This window comes from Corynebacterium kalidii (genome assembly GCF_022869005.1).
In the GTDB taxonomy this organism is placed as follows: Bacteria; Actinomycetota; Actinomycetes; order Mycobacteriales; family Mycobacteriaceae; genus Corynebacterium; species Corynebacterium kalidii.
The window spans coordinates 24,604-42,038 of record NZ_JALIEA010000012.1; the positions used below are offsets into that span (position 1 = coordinate 24,604).

General features: G+C 68.4%; 17 protein-coding genes and 1 tRNA gene. 4 read left to right on the forward strand and 14 right to left on the reverse strand.

All coding sequences use genetic code 11. The features are described 5' to 3' along the window. The first annotated feature begins 29 nt into the window (after positions 1 to 29). Positions 30 to 446, forward strand: a complete 417-nt coding sequence (locus MUN33_RS05920) for a phage holin family protein (protein WP_244803989.1) — start codon at positions 30 to 32, stop codon at positions 444 to 446. A 43-nt stretch (positions 447 to 489) separates the two neighbouring features. On the opposite strand, the gene MUN33_RS05925 is transcribed toward MUN33_RS05920, so the two are convergent. Together MUN33_RS05925 and MUN33_RS05930 are read right to left on the reverse strand one after the other, a co-directional pair. Beyond that, positions 490 to 1,725, reverse strand: coding sequence for an MFS transporter (locus MUN33_RS05925; RefSeq protein WP_244803990.1), 1,236 nt, complete (start codon positions 1,723 to 1,725; stop codon positions 490 to 492). 358 nt (positions 1,726 to 2,083) lie between these two features. Next, positions 2,084 to 2,156 (reverse strand) — tRNA-Lys (locus tag MUN33_RS05930). 359 nt (positions 2,157 to 2,515) lie between these two features. Between MUN33_RS05930 and MUN33_RS05935 the strand changes: the two genes are divergently transcribed. Then, entirely contained in the window at positions 2,516 to 3,709 is a 1,194-nt protein-coding gene (locus tag MUN33_RS05935) for a L,D-transpeptidase (protein WP_244803991.1), read from the forward strand. 24 nt (positions 3,710 to 3,733) lie between these two features. Here the strand turns inward: MUN33_RS05935 and MUN33_RS05940 are convergent, their stop codons facing one another. From MUN33_RS05940 to MUN33_RS05980, 9 genes are all read right to left on the reverse strand, one after another. Continuing rightward, the gene (locus MUN33_RS05940; protein ID WP_244803992.1) at positions 3,734 to 4,282 is read right to left on the reverse strand and encodes a flavin reductase family protein; all 549 of its coding nucleotides are present in this window, start codon (positions 4,280 to 4,282) and stop codon (positions 3,734 to 3,736) included. Between the two features lie 17 nt (positions 4,283 to 4,299). Continuing rightward, positions 4,300 to 4,923 carry an ABC transporter permease gene (locus MUN33_RS05945; protein ID WP_244803993.1) on the reverse strand — a complete coding sequence of 208 codons (624 nt, stop codon included), beginning with the start codon at positions 4,921 to 4,923 and terminating at the stop codon, positions 4,300 to 4,302. A gap of 15 nt (positions 4,924 to 4,938) precedes the next feature. Further along, the gene (locus MUN33_RS05950) at positions 4,939 to 5,694 is read right to left on the reverse strand and encodes an iron ABC transporter ATP-binding protein (RefSeq protein ID WP_244803994.1); all 756 of its coding nucleotides are present in this window, start codon (positions 5,692 to 5,694) and stop codon (positions 4,939 to 4,941) included. Next, entirely contained in the window at positions 5,691 to 6,731 is a 1,041-nt protein-coding gene (locus MUN33_RS05955; RefSeq protein WP_244803995.1) for an iron chelate uptake ABC transporter family permease subunit, read from the reverse strand. The genes MUN33_RS05950 and MUN33_RS05955 overlap by 4 nt, the downstream gene beginning before the upstream one ends. Next, the gene (locus MUN33_RS05960; RefSeq protein ID WP_244803996.1) at positions 6,721 to 7,740 is read right to left on the reverse strand and encodes an ABC transporter permease; all 1,020 of its coding nucleotides are present in this window, start codon (positions 7,738 to 7,740) and stop codon (positions 6,721 to 6,723) included. The genes MUN33_RS05955 and MUN33_RS05960 overlap by 11 nt, the downstream gene beginning before the upstream one ends. 66 nt (positions 7,741 to 7,806) lie before the next feature. Beyond that, the gene (locus tag MUN33_RS05965) at positions 7,807 to 8,832 is read right to left on the reverse strand and encodes a siderophore ABC transporter substrate-binding protein (protein ID WP_244803997.1); all 1,026 of its coding nucleotides are present in this window, start codon (positions 8,830 to 8,832) and stop codon (positions 7,807 to 7,809) included. Positions 8,833 to 9,158: 326 nt separating this feature from the next. Next, positions 9,159 to 10,154, reverse strand: coding sequence for an LLM class flavin-dependent oxidoreductase (locus MUN33_RS05970; RefSeq protein ID WP_244803998.1), 996 nt, complete (start codon positions 10,152 to 10,154; stop codon positions 9,159 to 9,161). 21 nt (positions 10,155 to 10,175) lie between these two features. Next, entirely contained in the window at positions 10,176 to 10,679 is a 504-nt protein-coding gene (locus tag MUN33_RS05975) for an HdeD family acid-resistance protein (protein ID WP_244803999.1), read from the reverse strand. A 924-nt stretch (positions 10,680 to 11,603) separates the two neighbouring features. Further along, a complete protein-coding gene (locus MUN33_RS05980) occupies positions 11,604 to 11,792 on the reverse strand; it encodes a hypothetical protein (RefSeq protein ID WP_244804000.1) in 189 nt (62 codons plus the stop codon). Positions 11,793 to 11,914: 122 nt separating this feature from the next. On the opposite strand from MUN33_RS05980, the gene MUN33_RS05985 reads away from it, so the two are divergent. Then, complete coding sequence (locus tag MUN33_RS05985) at positions 11,915 to 12,814, forward strand: cytochrome b/b6 domain-containing protein (protein WP_244804001.1); 900 nt, start codon at positions 11,915 to 11,917, stop codon at positions 12,812 to 12,814. A 123-nt stretch (positions 12,815 to 12,937) separates the two neighbouring features. Here MUN33_RS05985 and MUN33_RS05990 read toward each other — a convergent pair whose 3' ends face one another. The 3 genes from MUN33_RS05990 to MUN33_RS06000 form a co-directional block, all read right to left on the reverse strand. Then, the gene (locus tag MUN33_RS05990) at positions 12,938 to 13,315 is read right to left on the reverse strand and encodes a PH domain-containing protein (protein WP_244804002.1); all 378 of its coding nucleotides are present in this window, start codon (positions 13,313 to 13,315) and stop codon (positions 12,938 to 12,940) included. A gap of 47 nt (positions 13,316 to 13,362) precedes the next feature. Beyond that, positions 13,363 to 14,430 (reverse strand): lipoate-protein ligase LplAB, encoded by a 1,068-nt coding sequence (gene lplAB / locus MUN33_RS05995; RefSeq protein ID WP_244804003.1) that lies wholly within the window; start codon positions 14,428 to 14,430, stop codon positions 13,363 to 13,365. Between the two features lie 147 nt (positions 14,431 to 14,577). Beyond that, entirely contained in the window at positions 14,578 to 16,707 is a 2,130-nt protein-coding gene (locus tag MUN33_RS06000; protein ID WP_244804004.1) for a RecQ family ATP-dependent DNA helicase, read from the reverse strand. A 346-nt stretch (positions 16,708 to 17,053) separates the two neighbouring features. Here MUN33_RS06000 and MUN33_RS06005 point away from each other — a divergent pair, with 346 nt between their 5' ends. Continuing rightward, on the forward strand, positions 17,054 to 17,383 hold the full coding sequence (locus MUN33_RS06005; protein ID WP_244804005.1) for a CHY zinc finger protein: 330 nt from the start codon (positions 17,054 to 17,056) through the stop codon (positions 17,381 to 17,383). Positions 17,384 to 17,435 lie beyond the last annotated feature (52 nt).

Genomic DNA, 17,435 nt, shown 5'->3' on the forward strand with positions numbered 1-17,435 from the left:
CCCCGCGGAACCGATGGTAGTTTCGGGGCATGGGTCTTCTCTGGAACTTCCTCGTCCGCGCCGTCGGCACCGCCGTGGGACTGTGGGTGGTGACCTACTTCGTCACCGGGGTCACGGTCACCGCCCCCGCCGAGCCCCTGGTCGGTGACGGGCAGAACGACCGGCTGTGGGTCTTCCTCGCCTGCGCGGCGGTGATCCTGCTGCTCAACATGACCGTCCGGCCCGTCCTGCGGCTCCTGGGGCTCCCCCTGACGATTCTGACACTGGGCCTGTTCGCCCTGGTGATCAACGCCGCCGTGTTCCTGCTGGCCGAGACCGTGGCACAGGCCGTGGGCCTGGGGCTGCACATCGCCACCTTCGGCGCCGCCTTCTGGGGAGCGATCATCATGGCGCTGGTCAGCTGGATCCTGGGGCCGCTCACCGGGGCGCTCTCGGCGCGGCGCTGAGCCGGCGATGTCGTGGTGCTGTGGCGCGGCGCTGCGGCGTCTGCTACGGCGCCCCGGCCGCGTCGTCGGGCCCACGGGGACTCTGCAACGTCCGCGAATCAGCGACCGACGCCCACCCGACCGCGGCCAGCACCAGCAGCACCCCGCTGACCCCGAAAGCCCAACCGAACCCCGCGACATCCACCAGGACACCGGCGGCCAGCGGCCCCAGGACCCCGCCCAGATCCTGCGACATCGAGTACCCCGCGACCGTGGACCCACCGCGCCGGGTACCGACGATGTCGGCGAGCACCGCCTGCTGACCCGGGTTCACCAGCGCTGAACCCGCGCCGGCGACGACCATCGCCAGACAGGCCACGACGATGGTCGGTGACATCGGGAACGCCGCGTACCCCACCGCGGTGACCAGCATCCCGAGGACCAGCATCGGCTTGCGTCCGAGCGTGTCGTTCCACCGCCCCGACGGGATGATCAGGACCGCGTTGCCGGCGGCGTAGGCCGCGAGCGCCCAGGCGGCGACAGCGGCATCGCCGTGGAATGCGGCGGCGACGAACAACGGCACGATGGACACCCGGACACCGAAGGACGTCCACCCGAACGCGAACACCGAGCCGAGCAGCACCCGGTACTGGGGGACACCCAGGGACGTGGCCAGGGAGAGCGGCTCACGGGGGCTGTCGTCCGCCCGGGCCCCCGCGAGAGGCGACCTGCGCAGGGCGAACCACACCACGGTGGCCGCGACGACGAGCATCACGAAGTAGAAGACGAACGGTGCCCGGAGCCCGAACCCGGCGACCAGGGCGCCGAACACGGGGCCCATCAGGTTGCCCAGGAGGAAGCCGGCGGCGTTCACACTGGAGACGCGACCGCGGGCGTCCACCGGACTGACCTTGATCAACAGGGCGGTGGCGGCGACGGTGAACATGATCGACCCCAGCCCACCGAGTCCCCGGAGGATCAGCAGCTGCGTGTAGTTCGCCGCGAGGGCGCACGCCCCGGTGGACGCGGCGACGATGAGGATACCGACGGTGTACGTCCGACGTTCCCCGAGTGCGACGACGACACGGCCCGCCAGGGGAGCACCGACAAGCCGCATCAGCGCGAAGGCACTGACGATCCCCGACGCCGCGGCATTCGAGACACCGAAGGCGTGGGCGTACTGCGGGATCGCCGGGGCGACGACCCCGTAGCCGAGCGCGACGGCGAACGCGCCGGCCACCAGGGCCCACACCTCCACCGGGAGCGGTGAATGGTGCCGGCGGGGACGGGAGAATCGCATCAGGACATCATAACGCCGCCATCGCATGTGGTACCGGTCGTGCCCGGTGTGCCCCCGGGGGTTGTGCGTGCGGGTCGTGGCGGGGCACGGCGGTGGGGTGGTGTGGCGCGGTGTGCGGTGGGGGACCGGTGTGGTGGGTGTCGTCGGTGCTCAGCGGTGGATCACCGACAGCATCTGCGCGGGAGCCCGGGGCGTTGTCGGAATCGGGGTGCTGAAACCGACAACAGTCCGGGCTGTTGTGGAGCTCCCCGAGGGGTGCTCGCTGCCGCAGACCGGCGGAGGCGCGGCCCGCCCGTGGGATCGATGGCGAATACACGAAACCCCGTGACCTTGGAGTAAGGTCACGGGGTGTGAGTTGTGCGTCATCAGGGACTCGAACCCCGAACCCGCTGATTAAGAGTCAGCTGCTCTGCCAATTGAGCTAATGACGCATGTTGTTCGCTGGAGCGGATGTCCCGTCCTCGGCAACGAGGAAAACTATAGCTCCACGCCGTATCTGTGGCAAATTTGCAGGTCACATGTGGTTCTACTTCCGTTTGTCTTCGGATGGGTGTGTGGCGGTCGCGGTGGGTAACGATTCGGACACAATATGTTCGCCGGGGCGATTTCCGTTCCTTGTGACGCGCACCCCAGACGTATGATGGTCGGCGAGACGGGCCCGACCCTCACCTTGCCGGGCGCGGCGTGACTGCGGTGTGACCGGTGCGTCACCACCGTCGACCTGATTTCACCACGACATTTCATCGCCACGGGTCCTCCTGGCCCGGTGCGGAAAGAGACTGTAGACACCATGCACTTCCGATTCGGCCGCACGGGCCGGGTTCTGCGTACCATCGCGGCGGCCTCCGCCGCCACCGCCCTGCTGGCCACCGCCGCCTGCACCATCGACGACGACGGCGACACGGACACCGAACAGGTGGCGGACCAGGGCGCCTCCGACGAGGGGGACGACGCCGTCGAGCTGACCGCCAACGTCGACGACGGCGACACCGAGGTCAAGGTGGATGAACCGGTCACGGTGCGCGACGACGAGGGGATCGACTCGGTCACCCTCACCGACGGTGTCGGTAACGAGGTCGAGGGCTCCTTCAACGAGGACAAGACCGAGTGGACCGCCGACGGCAAGATGGAGTACTCCAGCACCTACAGCCTGGAGGCCACGGCCGGCGACGAGACCTTGTCCACGTCCTTCACGACCTTCAGCCCCGCGCTGCTGACGAATGCGTCGCTGGCGCCGCTGGACGGCTCCACCGTCGGCGTCGGCCAGTCGGTCGCCCTGCGCTTCGACGAGGCGCCGGGGGACCGTCAGGCCGTGGAGGACGCCATCACGGTGACCACCGAGCCCAAGGTCGAGGGGGCCTTCTACTGGATCACCGCCAACGAGGTCCGCTGGCGTCCCGAGGAGTACTGGGAGCCCGGCACGGAGGTCACCGTGGACGCCGACCTGGTGGGTAAGGACCTCGGCGGCATGTACGGCCAGATCGACCGGTCCGCCTCCTTCACCATCGGTGACGACGTCCGCGCGGTCGCCGACAACGCGACGAAGACGGTCACCGTGACCCGCAACGGCGAGGTCGTCCGGACGATGCCGACGTCGATGGGCATGCCGGGCCATGACACGCCCGAGGGCATCTACCAGATCGGCGACCAGTTCGAGGCGCTGACGATGGATTCGCAGACCTTCGGCCTGGCTCTCGACGCCGGCGGCTACGTGACGGACGTGCAGTACGCCACGCAGATGTCCTACTCCGGGATCTACTTCCACGCGGCGCCGTGGTCCGTGTGGGCGCAGGGCAACACGAACACCTCCCACGGGTGCCTGAACCTGTCCGTCGAGGACGCACGGTGGGTCTACGAGAACCTCAAGCGTGGCGACATCGCCGAGGTCAAGGGCACCGGCGGCGGTCAGCTGGAAGGCTACGACGGGCTCGGGGACTGGAACATCCCGTGGTCCACCTGGTCGGCGGGCAACGCCGACGAGTGAGCCTCGCCGCGTCCCCCGACCGGGTCACAGCGGGGGCTGGTCGGTGGGGAAGCGGTAGAACTGGTGGCTGCGGAACATCAGGGGGGACGGGGCGGCCACGTCAGCGCAGGCGGGGGCCTCGCCGTGGCCGTCGGCACCACGGCTGACGTCGGTGACCTCGGCGGCGACGAGGGTGGCCTCGCCGACCTGCAGCGTGTCCACGGTGTGGGCGCGCAGCACGGCCAGGGCGTCCGACAGCAGCGGTTCACCACCGGGCGCCCGCGACCACTGCTGGTCCGGGGTGAACCGCCGGCCTTCGTAGCGTGAGAACTCGTAGGCGATGCCCGCCTGGTCCTCGCCGAGGAAGTGGATCAGGTACGACCCGGCCTCCAGGATCGCCCCGGCACTGCCCCCGGGCTTCGACAGCGAGAACGAGACGGCCAGTGGGTCGACCGTCAGTGAGGCGAGACTCGACACCGTCAGGCCGACGTCCTGCCCGGACACGTGGGCGGTGATCAGCGCGACGCCGGTGGGATGGCGTCGGAACGCGGTGCGGAACCGTTCGGCGACGGTGTCGGATTCGGCAGATGACATGGCACCCAACCTACCGCTCAGTCGCAGGCCCGGTGCAGGGTGGGGGCGAGGCTGGCGGCGATGACGAGGCCGGTGGTCTTCGTCTGGTCGGTGGAGGGGACCAGGGCCTCCCGGACGGCGTACCGTGCGATGTCGACGGTGGCCTGCCGCGGTGTGGCGCCCAACGCGAGCCACCCCTCGACCTCGGGCCAGCGCTCGTCCGTCGCCTGCGCGAGCCGCCGTCCGGCCAGCGTGGCGGTCGACATCGCCCCACCGACGACGATCCCGCCGACGGCGAGCACGTAGCGGGGTGAGAACTCCACCGCGCCGGTGAGGAAGACCACGGCGAGGACCGTCGTCACCCCGGCGCCCATGGCGCCGGAGACCACCAGGAAGCGGGGGAGCGACCACCCCAGACGCACGGTGGCGGTGACGGCGGCGACGGTGAACATCACCGCCAGGGCGACACCGACCCACACCGGGTCGGTGATGACCCCGGTGAGTACCACGCTGAGCAGGGCCAGCTGCAGCGTCCCCCGGGCCACCGCCACGGCCGTACCCCACCGGTGGGGAACCCCGGCGACCGACAGCACCGTGACCGCCACCGTCCCCAGGACGGCCACCGCGGCCAGCGTACGCCAGAGCTCGGGGGAGAGGGGCATGGCGGGGCGGGGCGGTCAGAAGTAGTTGGCCAGGGGACCGTCCGCGGTCTCCAGGACGCGGACGTCGGTGCCGAAGATCCCGGTGAGCACGTCGTCCTGGATGACGTCCCGGGGGGTGCCGAAGATGTTGACCGCGCCGTCGGTCATCGCGCAGATGTTGTCGGCGTAGCGTGCGGCGAAGTTGATGTCGTGCAGCACGATGATCACCGTGCGGCCGAGTTCGTCGCAGGCGCGGCGCAGCTGCTTCATCATCTGGACCGAGTGCTTCATGTCCAGGTTGTTCAGCGGTTCGTCCAGCAGCACGTACTCGGTGTTCTGGGCCAGGACCATCGCCACGTAGGCGCGCTGGCGCTGGCCGCCGGAGAGCTGGTCGAGGTAGCGGTTCTCGAACTCGGTGAGGTTGAGGAAGTCGATGGCCTCCGAGATGTACTTCTCGTCCTCGACGTTGAGCCGGCCGTGCGAGTAGGGGTAGCGTCCGAAACCGACGAGCTGGCGGACGGTCAGCCGGGTGACGAAGTGGTTCTCCTGCCGCAGGATCGACAGGTGCTTGGCCACCTCGCCCGACGGTGTCGAGGCCACGTCCATGCCGCCGACGGTGATGGTCCCGGTGTCGGGCTTCTGCAGGCGTCCGATCATGGTCAGCAGGGTCGACTTGCCCGCACCGTTGGGGCCGACGAGCGCGGTGACGCCGCCGGCGGGGATGTCCAGCGTGACCGGCCCGATGGTGGTCTCGGCGCTGTAGGACTTGGAGACGTTGTCGAGCGAGATCACAGACGACCCTTTCGCATGATGAAGAAGAGGAAGACGCTACCACCGACGAGCTCGATGATGATGGTCACCGCGCCCTCGGCGTAGAAGAAGTTCCGCATGATGAAGTACGAGCCGGACAGCACGATGTAGCCCACCAGGACCGCGACGGGCAGGATCAGACGGTGGTCGTAGGTGTCGGTGAGCTGGTAGGCCAGCGTGGCGACGAGGAAACCGAGGAAGGTCATCGGGCCGACCAGCGAGGTCGTCATCGCCATGAGGACGGCGACCATGAACAGCAGCATCATCAGTTCACGCTTGTGGTTGATGCCCAGGTTGCCGGCCGTGTCCCGTCCGAGGGCGACGACGTTGAGCCGGCGCGACCGCAGGTACAGGATCGTGCAGGTCACCGCGACAATGGGGATGACCAGCGCGAAGTTGTCGGTGTCGGCGTTGCCCACGTTGCCGAAGGTGCGGGCGGTGAGGATGTCGAACTCGCTGGGCTCGAGCAGCCGCTGCATGAACGTCGACAGTGCGCCGAGGCCGCCGCCGAGAACGACGCCGACCAGCAGCATCACGTGGATGTTGCCGAACCTGCCGGACAGCAGCCAGGTGTAGAGGCCCACGGCGAAGACGATCATCAGGACGGACTGCACGATGAACTGCGGGGTACCGGTGAAGGCGGCCAGCCCGGCGGAGCCGAGGAAGAAGATCACCGCCGTCTGGACGGCGACGTACAGGGCCTCGAAACCCATGATCGACGGGGTGATGATCCGGTTGTTCGTGGCCGTGTGGAAGGACACGGTGGCGAACGCCTGGCAGAAGGCGACGATCAGCATCGCGATGAGCGTGTCGACGCGCATCCGGGCGATCTTCCAGTAGCCCTCGGTGCCGAAGTCCAGGGGGTTGCCGTAGCTCAGGTGGGCCACGGTGAACCCGAGGGCGGCGACCATCAGGACGGTGACCAGGGTGATGTACTTCAGGCGCTGTCGCGGGGTGGCGAACGGACCGGAGTGCCGTGGGGTGGACCGGACGTCGGACTCGGGGGCGTTAACGGGCATACCGGCGGCTCCTGACCAGGAGGAGGATGAAGACGACCGCGCCGACGACGCCGAGAATCAGCGACACCGGGATCTCGAACGGGGCGATGACGGTGCGGGCGATGATGTCGCAGACGATAAGCACCCAGATGCCCAGCATGCAGACCCACGGGAGATTGGAGCGCAGGTTGTCGCCGCGGAACAGCGAGACGATGTTGGGGACGATCAGCCCCAGGAACGGCAGCGATCCGATGACCACGGTGACGACGCCCGACACCACGGCGATCATGAGGATCCCCAGCATCAGGACGCGGGTGTAGTTCAGCCCGACGTTGGTCGCGATGTCCTTGCCGAGGCCGGCGACGGTGAAGCGGTCGGCGATGACGAAGATCAGGACGGTGACCGCCAGCACGATGAACAACAGCTCGTACCTGCCGCGCACCACGCTGGTGAAGCTTCCGGCGAACCAGATGCCGAGTTGCTGGAGCATGTCGGTCTTCAGCGCGACGTAGCTGGACACCGACCCGACCACGGCGCCGAGCATGATGCCGACGATGGGCACGATCAGCGACGACTTGAGCGTGACGCGCTGCAGGAAGAGGAAGAAGACGATGGTGCCGACGAGGGCGAAGAGGATCGCGCCGACCATCCGGGTGAGCAGGCTGGCCCCCGGGATCATGATCATCGTCACGATGAGCCCCAGCCCGGCCCACTCGGTGGTGCCGGTGGTGGTGGGTTCGACGAACTTGTTCTGGGTGAGCAGCTGCATCACCAGCCCGCTCATGGCCATCGCCGCACCGGCGAGCGCCAGGGCGATGGTGCGGGGGACGCGGGTGACCCCGAAGATCATCCAGCCGTCGTCGTGCCCGGTGATGTCGAAGACCCCGACGAACAGGGAGATCACGATCAGCAGGAGCGTGAACGCCACACCTGCCAGCAGGGGCCAGGTGGTGCGCCACCGTGACTGCGTCGGCGAGGACGCGGGGGACGGTGGCGCCTCATCGGCGGCCCGGGATGGTGCGACGGTCATGGGGGTCCTGTCTGTCCTGCGGTGTCGCGGTGGGCCGTGGGGAGGGGCACCACCGGTGACGGGTGACTACTTCGAGTCGTTGGCCTCGAAGGCGTCGGCGATGTTGTTCAGCGCGGTAGTGTACGCCTCGATGTCCTCGGTGGTGTAGAAGTCGTCCGGGAAGTAGACGATGTTGCCGTCCTTGACCGCCGGGACGTTCTGCAGCGCCTCGGAGTCGGCGATGACCTCGTCGGCGGGGCGGGCGTCCTCCCCGGCGGAGGAGACGGCGGCGTCGCGGTCCATGACGATCAGCCAGTCCGGGCTGGACTCGGCGATGGCCTCGACGGAGATGTCGTCGCCCTGGTGGTTGGAGGAGCCGTCACGCTCCAGTGAGGGGGTCAGTTCCAGCATGTCGAAGACCGGGCCGATCGAGCGGCCGGTGGTCGGGGCGGAGTAGGAGATGTCGCCACCGGAGACGATGACACCCATCACGGTCTCCTCGGGGTTGTAGGCGGCCTTGGCCCGCTCCTTGGCCTCGTCGAAGTCCGCGACCAGTGCGTCGGCCTCGTCCTCCTTGCCGAAGACCTCGCCGATGAGGTCGGTGATCTGCTTGAGGGTCTCCTCCAGCGGCTGGTTGGCCTCGCCTTCGGCGTCCTCACCGAAGCTGAGGTCGATGATCGGGGTGTCCGGGAGGAGTTCCTTCATCTCGTCGTACTGGCTGGCGTAGCGGTAGCCGGTGACGATGAGGTCGGGGTCGGCGGCGACGAGTTCCTCGAGGTTGGGCTCACGGTGCGAGCCGGTGTCGTGGATCTCGGTGTCGTCGTGGTACTTCTCGATCGTGTCGGGGATCAGGGTGACCGGGGCGGAGACCAGGTCGATGTCCCAGTCCGCGAGCACCTGGAAGATGCGGTTGTCGAAGGCGGCGACGCGCTCCGGGTCGGCGGGGATCTCGACTTCGCCGCGGGCGTCGGTGACGGTGCGGGTCTCGCCGGAGGCGGAGTCGTCGCTGTCCGAGGAATCGGAGGAGCAGGCGGCGAGGGCGCCCATGGAGAGTACGGCGGTCATGGACACGGCCAGCGCGCGGCTGGTGGTGCGACGGAAGGTGATGCGCATTCGACAGGTTCCTTATGTCTCGGCGACCGGGCTGGGGGAGCCAACGTCAGGAGCCCCGAGGTCGCGGTCGTGAACTGGCTGAGCAAAACTCGTTCGTGGTGCAGATTAGCTGAGCCGAACCGAATGCAGCAAAGCACACCCTAACTAGAAGATAGGGTCGGGTGGGTTACCCGCCCGGGTATGTCCGCGTCGACGTCGGACGGGGGCCGGTGTACCACGAGGTCACACCGGTGTCGTCCCGCACCGTCGTGCCTTCCTGCCCGTCGCTATCGGGGGTGAAACCAGGGGTGTCATCGCGGGGGACGGTACGGGGTGGCAGGGGGTGGTCACAGTCCCCAGGCGCCGGCGAGGATCTCCGTCGCCCGCAGCGACTTCTCGGTGGACGGTGCCTGGATGGCGACCATCAGCTCGTCCGCCTGGGCGGTGGCGGTGAACCCCTCCAGGTAGTCGCGGACCTGGTCGCCCGTCCCGACGGCGGAGTAGCGCAGCATCGACAGGATCTGGTCGGCCGCCGGCGACGACATGAGCAGGTCGAGCTCCTCCTCGGAGACCTTCCGCCCCCGCAGTGCCATCGCCTTGACCCGGTTGCGACGGACCTGTTCATGCTGCTCGGCGGCGTCGGACTCGGTGTCGGCGGCAGTCACGTTCACCGCGGCGATCACATAGGGTTCCGGATGCTCCGTCGACGGCCGGTAGGTCTCCCGGTACACCGTGACGGCCTCCTTCAGGGCGTCCGGCGCGAAGTGCGAGGCGAAGGAGTAGGGCAGTCCCAGCTGCGCCGCCAGCTGTGCGCCGAACAGGGACGACCCGAGGATGTAGAGCGGCACGTGCGTGCCGGCACCGGGCGTCGCCGACACGCCGCCGACCCGGGAATGGCCGGAGAGGTACCCCTGGAGTTCCCGCACGTCGTCGGGGAACGATTCCGCGGACCGGGGGTCACGGCGCAGGGCGAGGACGGTCCGCTGGTCGGTGCCGGGGGCCCTCCCGAGCCCCAGGTCGATCCGGTCAGGGTAGAGCTCAGCGAGGGTGCCGTACTGCTCGGCGATCACCAGCGGCGAGTGGTTCGGCAGCATCACCCCGCCCGACCCGAGACGGATGGTCTCGGTCTTCGCCGCCACGTGGGCGATCAGCACAGCCGGCGAGCTGGACGCGATATGCGGCATATTGTGGTGCTCGGCGTACCAGATACGTGAGTAGCCGAGCCGTTCGGCCTGTCGCGCCTGGTCGACGGAACGCCGGAAAGCGTCTCCGGGACGCTCCCCGTCGTAGACGGTCGCGAAGTCGATGAGGGAGAGGGGGACGTGCCGTTGGTCGGTATGCATGACCCCGACGGTACGCCGGGGTCAGTGGCAGCGCCGCAACCGGATTCCGATGACCACGGAGAGGGCGCCGAACAGCAGGCCGTAGACGCCCAGGAGCCAGGCGAGGGCCACGAGGCCGCCGGCCGGCTCGGCGAGGGCGAGGCCGCCGAGCAGGACGCCGAAGACGATGTTGAGCAGGCCGGTCACCAGGCTCCACCCGCTGGCACGGGACGCGGTCCGTGCGATGCCGGTCAGGACAAGACCGAGCGCCATGATCCACAGGACGGCCATCGCGCCGACGACGGCGAAGCCCACGGGGAAGACGATCACGGCGACACCGGCCAGGGCCGTGACGACGCCGGAGAACATGGTGAAGCCCCAGGAGGCGGCGTGTGAGCGCTGCTGGAGCGCGAGGCCGGCCGTGCTGAATCCGTCGACGAGCAGCCACAGTCCGATGACCAGCCCCACGACCGCGGCGGTCTCCATGGGGAACAGGAGCAGTGCCAGTCCGACGACGATGCTCAGCCCGCCTCGCCACAGGAGCATCCGACCGCCGGTGTCGCGGAGATGCCGACCGAGGTGAGGGCCGGGTACTGCATAAGAACACTCGGTGGTGTCCCCAGGACGGGTAATCATGGCGACCGATCGTAGACCTGCGTGAGGAGACCGCACAACTCCTATGGGGCCGGCTGTGAACACGCTGATTGTGCGCCCCGTGAATCTACGTCTTGACCTGCTGTAACAGGGGTTCTGGGTGGGCGCGGGCGCGCCCTGTGCGCGGGATTCCGCGATTTTTCGTGACACGGGGCACACGTGGGTTATCCTGTCTTCTGAGGTAGTTATCGTTTCAGAAGAGGTCCAGGTCACATGAGTTCCGTCATCGACACCGGTCATCCGGTTCCGGGCACACGCCCGGCGGGCTCGGTACGGCCCTTCTCCTCGACCTCGGTCGTGACGCGACCGGAAGGCCCGTGTTCGGGGATCCCGGTGGTGTCGGAGGCTATGATCCTCGTGACGGACGACGGTGGTGGCGGAGATGACCTGTCCGCGCCAGTTCCACAACTCACCAGCGCTATTGACGAGCGAAAGCAGTAGGAGACTACATAATGTCCAACGACGACAACAAGGCTCAGCCGATGAAGCTGACGCCGCCTGTCGCCCAGGCGCCTGGTGCGCCGAGTGCACCGGCGGCACCGGCAGCGCCCGCCACTCCGGCCGCCCCCGCAGCGCCGGTCGAACCGGACGCGACGGCCCCCGCAGCGCCGGCGACCCCGGCCGCTCCGGCGGCTCCGGCGGCCGGTAGTGCTGCACCGCAGGAGGCTTCCTCGGAGGTGTCGGCATCACCGGCTGCTCCGGGCGCGCCGATGAAACTCTCTGTCCCGGCTGCTCCGGGCGCGCCGGCAGCGCCGGGTGCTCCTGCAGCTCCTGCCGCTCCTTCGGCACCGAGTGCACCTGCAGCTCCTGCTGCGCCTAGTGCTCCCGCTGCCCCGGGTGCGCCTGCCGCCCCGGCAGCTCCCGGTGCTCCTGGCGCTCCTGCGGCCCCGGGTGCACCCGGTGCTCCTGGTGCTCCTGCGGCCCCGGGTGCTCCCGGTGCGCCTGCCGCCCCGGCAGCTCCCGGCGCTCCCACGGCTCCCGGTGCTCCCGGTGCTCCCGGTGCACCCGGCGCACCTGCCACACCCGCTGCTCCGGGTGCCCCGGCCGCTGCCGCCCCGGCGTCGAAGCCGGCCGCCGCGACGGCGCAGAAGCCGAAGTCCGAGCAGAAGCCCAAGCGTGAACCGATCATGATCGGCGAGCGCACCCTGGGCCAGGTCGGCAAACTCGCCGGCATCGGCCTGGTGGCTGCTGCGGTGTTCGCCGCGGTGGTCATCCTCGCCGCCCGCTGGTTCACCGGTCTCGAGTCCGTCTCCTCCTGGATGGACCGCTACCCCGGCGAGTACCACCTGCCGGACTTCGTCGACGACGGCTTCCCCGCCTGGGCACGGTGGACGCACTTCCTGAACTTCTTCTTCATGGCGATGATCATCCAGTCCGGGTTGCGCGTCAGGCAGCAGCAGAAGCCACCGGCGGTGTGGCAGCCCAAGAAGGGTGGCAAGAAGATCAGCATCCACCTGTGGCTGCACACCTCCCTTGACCTGCTGTGGATCCTCAACGGTGTGGTGTTCGTGGTGCTGTTGTTCATCTCCGGGCACTGGGCACGGATCGTGCCGACCAGCTGGGAGGTGTTCCCGAACGCCGCGTCCTCGATCCTGCAGTACGCCTCGATGCAGTGGCCCGAGGAGAACGGCTGGGTCAACTACAACAGCCTGCAGCAGATCATGTACTTCCTGGTGGTGTTCGTCGCCGCACCGTTGGCGATCATCTCCGGCCTGCGGATGAGTGAGTGGTGGCCGAAGAACGCCACGAAGCTGAACAAGATCTACCCGGCGCCGGTGGCCCGCAAGATCCACTTCCCGACGATGCTGTTCTTCGTGCTCTTCATCATCGCCCACGTGTTCCTGGTGTTCGCCACCGGAATGACCAAGAACCTGAACCACATGTTCGCCGGAACCCCGGTCGACGGCTGGGGCGGATTCTTCTGGATGCTCGGCGCGGTGTTCCTCACCATCGGGGTGCTGTTCGCCACACGTCCGTTGGTGTTGGCGCCGATCGCGTCGCGGTTCGGCCAGGTCAGCGCCCGCTAGTCCTGCTGAGCGGACGGTGCCCCGGTGGTTTCCGGGGCCCGGCGCCGACAACGCGGGGGATGGACGTCCGGATGCGGACGTCCATCCCCCGCGTTGTCGTCTGCGGGAGGTACGGGGAGGGGATCAGCTTCCCGAGAGAACGACAGTGGCGATCAACTGGTCGAGCTTGCGGACATCGACGCCCCTCCCGAGCTCGATCTTGATCTTGCCGGCACGGGTCCACAACTCCAGTTCCGCGGTGAAGTCCAGCTTGCCGGCGTTTTCCGACGACCACATGTTGATCGCCGAGTACGGCAGCGAGTACATCTCCACCTTCTTTCCGCGGAGGCCCTGGGCGTCGCGGACGATGAGCCGCCGGTCGGTGAAGACCGCGGAATCACGGAACGTCTTGTAGGCGGCGATCGGCCGCTCGCCGTGGACGAGCACCGGACCGATGTCCTCGGGGACCGGAACCTCCGACTGGAACATCCAGGATGTGATGGCGTTGAGTTCTGTCGACATGGGAAACTTCTAACACACCGGGATGCCCCGGCCGGCACGCGCCACCGTCACGGAAGCCGGCGGGTCCACTCCTCGGTGGAGAACTTCTCCTCGCAGCGTGCCCGGGCCTTCACGAGATCATCCTCGGTGATCGTCCCTTCCGCGGCGCCGTACTTGTCGCGGAAGTGGTTGAAGAACACCTCCAGGATCTCGGAGCGGGGCATCTGCGTCTGCGAGCGCATCGGATCGACGCGCTTCACCGCGGAGCGCTGCCCCTTGTCCCGAATCTTCTCCTTGCCGATGCGCAGGACCTCCATCATCTTCTCCGCGTCGATGTCGTAGGACATCGTCACGTGGTGGACCATCCAGCCGTTGCTGAAGCGTTTCTGGGCTGCGCCGCCGATCTTGCCCTGTTCCGACGCGATGTCGTTCAGCGGGACGTAGCGGGCGCGTATCCCCACCTTCTCCAGTGCCTCCATGGTCCACTCGTCGAGGAAGGGGTAGGACTGCGCGAAGCTCAGCCCGTCCACCAACGCCTGGGGGACGACCAGGGAGTAGGTCACGCAGTTGCCCGGTTCCATGAACATCGCGCCACCGCCGGTGACCCGCCGGGAGACGGTGATCCCGTGCCGGTCGGCGCCGTCCTGGTTGATCTCGTTGGAGTAGGACTGGAAGGATCCGATCACCACCTGCGGGGCGTTCCACTCCCACAGCCGCATGAACGGTTTCCGGCGGCCTGCCGCGACCTCCTCGGTGAGGGTTTCGTCGAGTGCGACGTTGACCATCGGGTCGACGCTGGGACCGTGGATGACCTCGAGGTCAAGGTCTTCCCAGCTCACCGCGTGACCGAGTGCACGCCGGACGGCCACACCCACACCGTCGGCGGTGATGCCGAACAGGACGTCGTCGGGGTGGAGCGCCCCGGAAATCCTCGCGGACACGTCGGCGGCGCTCAGGTCCGCGGGCGCACCTTCCAGGGCACGGGTCATCCGCACGAGTGCCTCGTCCGGTTCAAGGAAGAAGTCGCCGGCGATGCGGACCCCGGAGAGCGTTCCGGTGGAGGTGTCACCGGCCCCGGCGACGTCGAGATCGACGACGATCAGTTTCCCACCCGGGACCTTGTACTCTCCGTGCATCGGCTGGCTCTTCCTCTCGTGCGGGGCGTGGGGGTGTGGGGGAGGGCAGGGTAGAAGGCCCCCGGTTGTTGTTCCGCCGACCAGCCTACGCTGGCCCCCTTGGGCGACAGGGGACGGGCAGACTTCCCGGGAGACGGTCACCGACCGTCAGCCGCGCAGCGCCAGAGCGAAGGGGAGGACAGCATGGGCACCGGCCCGGCGCAGTTCACGGCCGGCGAGTGTCATCGCCCACCGGGAACCGATCTCGGTGTCGACGAGCATCACCACCTGTCCGTCGACCGCCGCGGCGGTGGTCGGCTCGACGTGGACGGCGCCGTGGAGGTTCTGCACCCGGTAGGCACTGTTCACGTCGGGGGAACCCGGGTCACGGGTGTACGACAGCTGCCCGCCGTCGGTCATCCTGCCGATCCTCGCCAGCCCGGTCGCCAGATCCGCACAGGTCACCGGACGCGTCGTGCCGGGCATCCCGACCACCACCGTCGGCCGTTCGTCCCAGTCCCACTCCTTCAGCACCCGGATGCACCAGTCGGCGATGTTCTTCGGCACCGGGGCGTCCTCGGCGCCGTCGGCGAGGAAGCCGCGCAGCACCTGGCCCGGTCCCAGGTCGGTGAACCGGGCGACGGCACGTCCGGCGGACACCCGCTCCTCGGGCGGGATCTTCCCCTTCAGCGGTACGCCGATGGTCGCCATGCCCGACGGCCACTGGCCCCGCGGCTCGACGGGGATACCGATCCCGGACAGGATGCGACGGGCCCCGGAGGCACTGTCGTCGCTGACCCCGGAGTCCCACCACTGACCGGCGCAGACGTCGCACCGGCCGCAGTCCCGGGCATGGGGGTCGTCGAGCGTCTCGGCGAGGAAACGCATCCGGCACCGGCGCCCCGCCTCGTACTCCAGCATTGCTTCGGCCTCCGTCCGCCGTGCCTCGGCGACCGCCGCGTAGCGACGGGCGTCGTAGGTCCACGGGACACCCGTGGAGACGAACCCACCCTGTACCCGGTCGACGGCACCATCGACCTGCAGAGTCTTCAACAACAGCTCCAACCTGGAGCGCTTCACCCCGACCAGTGGCTCCAGCGCCGGCACGGACAGCGCCGAACCGGCGTCGGCCAACGCCTCCAGCACAGCCTGGGCCTCGTCCTCGTCCGGCATCGAGGCGGTGGCGAAGTACTCCCAGATGTTCGGGTCCTCGTTACCGGGCAACAGCAGGACGTCCGCGTTGTCCGTGGCACGCCCGGCACGCCCCACCTGCTGGTAGTAGGCCACCGCGGAGCTCGGGGCACCCAGGTGCACCACGAAACCGAGGTCGGGTTTGTCGAATCCCATCCCCAGCGCACTGGTCGCCACCAGCGCCTTGATCTCGTTGTCTTTCAGTGACCGCTCCAGCCTTGCACGCTCCTCGGCGTCGGTACGGCCGGTGTAGGAGGCCACGTCCCACCCTGCCTCGGCCAGGGCACGGGTGGTGTCCTCGGCCGCGGACACCGTCAGCGCGTAGATGATGCCCGACCCCTGGAAATCGCCGAGGTGCTGGACGAGCCACCCGATCCGGTGTTCGGCCGTGGCCGTCGGCGCGGCACCGAGGCGGAGCGAGTCGCGCGACAGCGGGCCACGGACGACCATGGTGTCCTCACCGAGTTGCGCGGCGACATCGGCCACCACGCGGCTGTTCGCCGTCGCCGTCGTCGCCAACACCGGGAGTTCGGCGGGCAGCCCGTCGAGCAGCGTGCCGATCCGCCGGTAGTCGGGACGGAAGTCGTGGCCCCAGTCCGAGATACAGTGCGCCTCGTCCACCACGATCATCCCCACCCCGGCCCGTGCGGGATCGAGCAGGACGTCGAGGACGTTCGTGCGGAACTTCGGGTTCGTCAGCCGTTCCGGCGAGATCAGCAGCACGTCGAGCTCGCCGGCGGTGAGGCTGTCCAACACCGCGTCCCACTCCGTCGCGTTCGACGAGTTGATCGTCGCCGCACGCACTCCGGCACGCTCAGCGGCGGCGACCTGGTCGCGCATCAACGCCAGGAGAGGGGAGATGATCAACGTCGGCCCCCGTTCGGCGCCGTACCCCTCGCGGATCAGGCGCGCGGCGACGAAGTAGACCGCCGACTTCCCCCATCCGGTGCGCTGCACCACGAGGACCCGTTTATGGTCCCGGACGAGGGCGGCGACCGCGTCGAACTGGCCGTCGCGGAATGCGGCGTCCTCACGGCCGGTCAGCTCGCGCAGGATCTCCGTGGCACGGACGCGGAGGGGGTCGTCGAAAGGGTTGTCGCTCGGCATGGGGTCCACACTAGAACACGGTACGGACATGAAACCCCGGCGTGTGCCGCGCCGGGCGAGGTGGCGTCAGCGGGTCCAGTCTGCAGACCGGACCACCACGATCCCCGCGCTGACGAGTGCCAGCACGATCATTCCGCCGACCGCATAGGAGGTCGAGAACCCCGCCAGACCGGCGAGCGACACGACGAAGGGGCCGGTCCACGGCCACGCCCATGGGGATGCCGCCGAACATCACGATGACGGTCAGGATGCCCACAAGCGTCGCTGAGGTACTCATGTCGTTAGTCTAGGGGACGCACTGATTCACACGGTCGCCGTGATTCCCACTGGCGCGGAGGAGGCCACCATGGACGCCGGTCCCGCACGCCTGGTCGGCGGTGTCGGTTGCGCGCACTGGGCGTCGCAGCTGGACGTCGTGGCGATCAGGTTCCACTGCTGCGGACGGACGTACCCCTGTCTGCACTGTCACGACGAGGCCGAGGACCACCGCATCGTCCCGTGGCCCCGCGGGTGCGGTGACACCGGGGATGCCGTCCTGTGCCGTGTGTGCGGGCACTGGATGACGGTGCGGGAGTACCTCGGCAGCGGTTCGTCCTGTCCCGGATGCGGGGCGGACTTCAATCCCGGGTGCTCGCTGCACGCCCACCTGTACTTCGAGGTGGACGGGGGGTGGTAAAGGGGGGTCTTGAGTCTGTGTGCTGCGGCATGATATGCAGGCAGGGACCAGC

Coding starts and splice junctions, on each gene's coding strand:
- MUN33_RS05975 (WP_244803999.1), bottom strand. CDS start 10,679: ATGCTCCTGTGGCGAGGCGGGCTGAGCATCGTCGTCGGACTGGCACTG.
- MUN33_RS05935 (WP_244803991.1), top strand. CDS start 2,516: ATGCACTTCCGATTCGGCCGCACGGGCCGGGTTCTGCGTACCATCGCG.
- MUN33_RS05965 (WP_244803997.1), bottom strand. CDS start 8,832: ATGCGCATCACCTTCCGTCGCACCACCAGCCGCGCGCTGGCCGTGTCC.
- MUN33_RS05945 (WP_244803993.1), bottom strand. CDS start 4,923: ATGCCCCTCTCCCCCGAGCTCTGGCGTACGCTGGCCGCGGTGGCCGTC.
- MUN33_RS05955 (WP_244803995.1), bottom strand. CDS start 6,731: ATGCCCGTTAACGCCCCCGAGTCCGACGTCCGGTCCACCCCACGGCAC.
- MUN33_RS05970 (WP_244803998.1), bottom strand. CDS start 10,154: ATGCATACCGACCAACGGCACGTCCCCCTCTCCCTCATCGACTTCGCG.
- MUN33_RS06005 (WP_244804005.1), top strand. CDS start 17,054: ATGGACGCCGGTCCCGCACGCCTGGTCGGCGGTGTCGGTTGCGCGCAC.
- MUN33_RS05985 (WP_244804001.1), top strand. CDS start 11,915: ATGATCGGCGAGCGCACCCTGGGCCAGGTCGGCAAACTCGCCGGCATC.
- MUN33_RS05960 (WP_244803996.1), bottom strand. CDS start 7,740: ATGACCGTCGCACCATCCCGGGCCGCCGATGAGGCGCCACCGTCCCCC.
- MUN33_RS05920 (WP_244803989.1), top strand. CDS start 30: ATGGGTCTTCTCTGGAACTTCCTCGTCCGCGCCGTCGGCACCGCCGTG.
- MUN33_RS05925 (WP_244803990.1), bottom strand. CDS start 1,725: ATGCGATTCTCCCGTCCCCGCCGGCACCATTCACCGCTCCCGGTGGAG.
- lplAB (WP_244804003.1), bottom strand. CDS start 14,430: ATGCACGGAGAGTACAAGGTCCCGGGTGGGAAACTGATCGTCGTCGAT.
- MUN33_RS05940 (WP_244803992.1), bottom strand. CDS start 4,282: ATGTCATCTGCCGAATCCGACACCGTCGCCGAACGGTTCCGCACCGCG.
- MUN33_RS05990 (WP_244804002.1), bottom strand. CDS start 13,315: ATGTCGACAGAACTCAACGCCATCACATCCTGGATGTTCCAGTCGGAG.
- MUN33_RS06000 (WP_244804004.1), bottom strand. CDS start 16,707: ATGCCGAGCGACAACCCTTTCGACGACCCCCTCCGCGTCCGTGCCACG.